This window comes from Streptomyces synnematoformans (assembly GCF_039531005.1).
GTDB classification, from domain to species: Bacteria; Actinomycetota; Actinomycetes; order Streptomycetales; family Streptomycetaceae; genus Streptomyces; species Streptomyces synnematoformans.
The window spans coordinates 1-3,136 of record NZ_BAAAPF010000507.1 but is presented as its reverse complement, the minus strand read 5'-3'; the positions used below and the strand labels follow the sequence as shown (position 1 = coordinate 3,136).

The window sequence follows — 3,136 nt, the reverse complement described above, 5'->3', positions numbered from 1 at the left end:
CGGGTACCGGCCGCGGTGGCCAGCGCGGCCGGTACCCGCTCCCCCTCGGCCGGCGCCGGCACGCCGTTCGCGGGCGCGGCCGGCCCCGGGACGACGGCGGCCGCCGGCTCCCCGACGGCCGGACGCGGGCCCGGCCGGACCGGCGTGAACACCACCGGCAGCTCGACGAGTTCGCGGGAGAGCAGCGACGTGCGGTGCTCCAGCTCCTCCTCCGGCACCGCGAGGCTCAAATCCGGCAGCCGCGCCAGCAGCGTGTCGATCCCGGTGTCGGCGATGGCCCGGCCGATGTCCTGGCCGGGGCACTCGTGCGGACCGCCGCTGAACGCCAGGTGCGAGCGGTTGCCGTGCACCGGCACGGCGAGGTCGGGGCGGATCTCGGGGTCGAGGTTGCCCGCGGCCAGCCCCAGGATCAGCAGGTCACCGGCCTTGATCTGCTGGCCGGCCAGCTCGGTGTCCCCGGTGGCGTACCGCCCGTAGACGGCCGTGAACGGCGGCTCGTCCCACAGCACCTGCTCCAGCGCGTCCGGCAGCGTCATGTGGCCGCCGGCCAGGTTGCCGCGGAAGCGGCTGTCGGTGAGCACCATGCGCAGGGTGTTCGCGATCAGGTTGGCCGTGGTCGAGTACGCGGCGATCAGCACCAGCCGCAGGTGCTCGACCAGCTCGTCTTCGCCGAGCCCCGACTCGTGCGCCACGAGCCAGGAGGCGAAGTCGTGCCCGGGCGCCGCCTGCTTGCGCGCCACCAGGTCGCGCAGCGTCTGCACGATGTAGTCGTTGCTGGCGATCGCGGTCTCGGAGCCCTTGACCATGTCCCGCGCGGCCTCGACCAGCCGGGGGCCGTACGACTCGGCCATGCCGAGGGCCTTCGTCATCACCAGCATCGGCAGGTGCTCCGCGAACTGCCCCACCAGGTCCGCCCGGCCGGTGTCCGCGAAGTCGTCGATGAGCTGGCCGGAGAAGCGGGTGACGTGGCGCCGGATGCCGTGCCGGTCGAAGCGCTTCATGCTGTCGGTGACCGCGGAGCGCAGCCGCCGGTGCTCGGCGCCGTCGACGAAGGAGCACATCGGCACCCAGGTCACCAGCGGCAGCAGCGGGTTGTCCGGCCCGACCTGGCCGTCCCGCAGGAAGCGCCAGTTGCGCGAGTCGCGGGAGAAGCGCGTCGGGTTGCGGGTGACGTCCAGCAGCTCGCGGTAGCCGAGGACCAGCCAGGCGGGCAGGTCCCCGTTGACGAGGACGGGGGCGACCGCGCCGTGCTCGGCGCGCAGCCGCTCGTACAGGCCGTACGGGTTCGAGGCGGCCTCGGGGCCGTGCATCCGGGCCGGGCCGTCCGTGCGGCCCCCGCCGGAGTGCGCGGGGCAGCCCGGCGGGGGCGCGGGGGCCGCCCCGGTCTCGGGGCCGGCGGCCGGATCGGGGGGCCCGGCGGCGGGTACGGGGTCGGAATCGGTGGTCACGACGCCTCCGTGGTCAGGGCGATGGAGTGCAGGAAGCGCGCCAGGGACATGAGGACGCCGCGGGAGGAGTCCCGGTCGCGCGCGTCGCAGGTGATGAGCGGCACGTGCTCGGGGAGGTCGAGCGCGGCGCGTATCTCGTCGAGGGAGTGGCGGGGGGCGTCCGGGAAGCGGTTGACCGCGACGAGGAAGGGGACGCCTCCCTCCTCCAGCCGGCCGAGGACGTCGAAGCAGGCCTCCAGACGGCGGGTGTCGACCAGGACCACGGCGCCGAGCGCGCCCTCGAAGAGCCCCTGCCACAGGAACCAGAAGCGCTGCTGCCCGGGCGCGCCGAACAGGTAGAGCACCAGCCGGTCGTTGAGGCTGATCCGGCCGAAGTCCATGGCGACGGTCGTCTCGCTCTTGTCCGGCACGCCGACGAGGTGGTCCACCCCCTCGCCGGCCCGGGTCATCGTCTCCTCGGTCGTCATCGGCTCGATCTCGCTCACCGCGCCGACCATGGTCGTCTTCCCGACGCCGAATCCGCCGACGACCACGACCTTCACCGACGTCGTCGCCGAGGCCGGCAGAAGGTCCTCGCTGCGCGGACCCACGACGGCGTCAAAGCTGTTCGAGTCCATCCATTACTTCCTCGAGGAGTCGCAGGTCTGCCACGGGCGGCACGGACGAGCGGGTCTCGACCGCTCCCTCCGCCATCAGGTCCGCCACGAGCACCGCCACCGCGCTGAAGGGCAGCCGCAGATAGGCGGTCAGCTCGGCGACGGACAGCGGCGCGCGGCACAGCCGGACGATCGCCGCGCGCTCCGGCTGCATCCCGGGCGCCGGCTGCGCCCGGGAGATGACGAGGGTGACCAGGTCGAGCGCCTCCGGGGCGGCGGTGCCGCTGCGCCCTCCGGTGATGACGTAGAGCCGTTCGGGACCGTCGTCGTGCCACTCGTGGTCCGCTTCTTTCATATGGCCTGTCCGTCGCTCCGCGGTGGGCTTGTCAGGTGTGCCCCGATGCGTGCGACGAGATCGCGCATGCGCTGGCCCATCAGGCCCGCGTCGACCCCTTCGTCGGCCGCGACGGCCAGGTACGCCCCGGCACCCGCGGCCATGAGATAGAAGAAGCCGCCGCTGACCTCGATGACCAGCATCCGCATCTTGCCGTTGCTGTCCGGAAAGACGCTGGCGATCGACTTCGCCAGGCTCTGCAGCCCGGCACAGGCCGCCGCGAGCCGGTCGGCGGTGTCCGGTTCCGTGCCGTGCTGTGCCATCCGCAGCCCGTCGGAGGACAGGACCACGACGTGCCGGGTCTCGGGGACGCTCTCGGCCAGATCCCGGAGCATCCAGTCCATGTCCGCTCGCTGCGCCACGTCAGTCCTCCTCGCCCGATGATGGATTCGACGGTTCCGTGGCTCCGTCGCCGCGCGGCGGGCGGGCGGAGCGGTCCGGGCGTATGTCGTCGGCCTCCTCGGCACCCGCGCCCGGGGCGGCTCTGCCCGGTTCCGGGGGCTCCCCGGAGGCGGGCGCGCCGGTGTCCCCGGACGGGTCCTCGCCCTCCAGTCCGCGGGTGAAGTCGTCCAGCCACAGGCCCGGTTCGACGGCGCGGCCCTCCGCGCCGCCGTTCTCGGTCCCGGCCGGGTAGGCGGTGGCCGTACGGCGGCCGGCCGGGCCGCCGCGCGGCGCTGGGGCCGGCGCCCGGCGGCGGC

At 74.1% G+C, this 3,136-nt stretch carries 4 protein-coding genes and 1 pseudogene; all 5 read right to left on the bottom strand.

The window, feature by feature from the left end; translation table 11 throughout:
- On the bottom strand, positions 1-1,310 hold a 1,310-nt coding region (locus ABD317_RS35215), incomplete at its 3' end, for a cytochrome P450 (RefSeq protein ID WP_344295780.1).
- A gap of 134 nt (positions 1,311-1,444) precedes the next feature.
- Positions 1,445-2,065, bottom strand: a complete 621-nt coding sequence (locus tag ABD317_RS35210; protein WP_027751861.1) for an ATP/GTP-binding protein — start codon at positions 2,063-2,065, stop codon at positions 1,445-1,447.
- A complete protein-coding gene (locus ABD317_RS35205) occupies positions 2,046-2,399 on the bottom strand; it encodes a DUF742 domain-containing protein (protein WP_027751862.1) in 354 nt (117 codons plus the stop codon). The genes ABD317_RS35210 and ABD317_RS35205 overlap by 20 nt, the downstream gene beginning before the upstream one ends.
- Positions 2,396-2,782 carry a roadblock/LC7 domain-containing protein gene (locus ABD317_RS35200; protein WP_018838691.1) on the bottom strand — a complete coding sequence of 129 codons (387 nt, stop codon included), beginning with the start codon at positions 2,780-2,782 and terminating at the stop codon, positions 2,396-2,398. Before ABD317_RS35200 ends, ABD317_RS35205 begins: the two co-directional genes overlap by 4 nt.
- A gap of 19 nt (positions 2,783-2,801) precedes the next feature.
- Positions 2,802-3,136, bottom strand: a pseudogene (locus tag ABD317_RS35195) (ATP-binding protein); the annotation flags it as partial.

Coding starts and splice junctions, on each gene's coding strand:
- ABD317_RS35205 (WP_027751862.1), bottom strand. CDS start 2,399: ATGAAAGAAGCGGACCACGAGTGGCACGACGACGGTCCCGAACGGCTC.
- ABD317_RS35210 (WP_027751861.1), bottom strand. CDS start 2,065: ATGGACTCGAACAGCTTTGACGCCGTCGTGGGTCCGCGCAGCGAGGAC.
- ABD317_RS35200 (WP_018838691.1), bottom strand. CDS start 2,782: ATGGACTGGATGCTCCGGGATCTGGCCGAGAGCGTCCCCGAGACCCGG.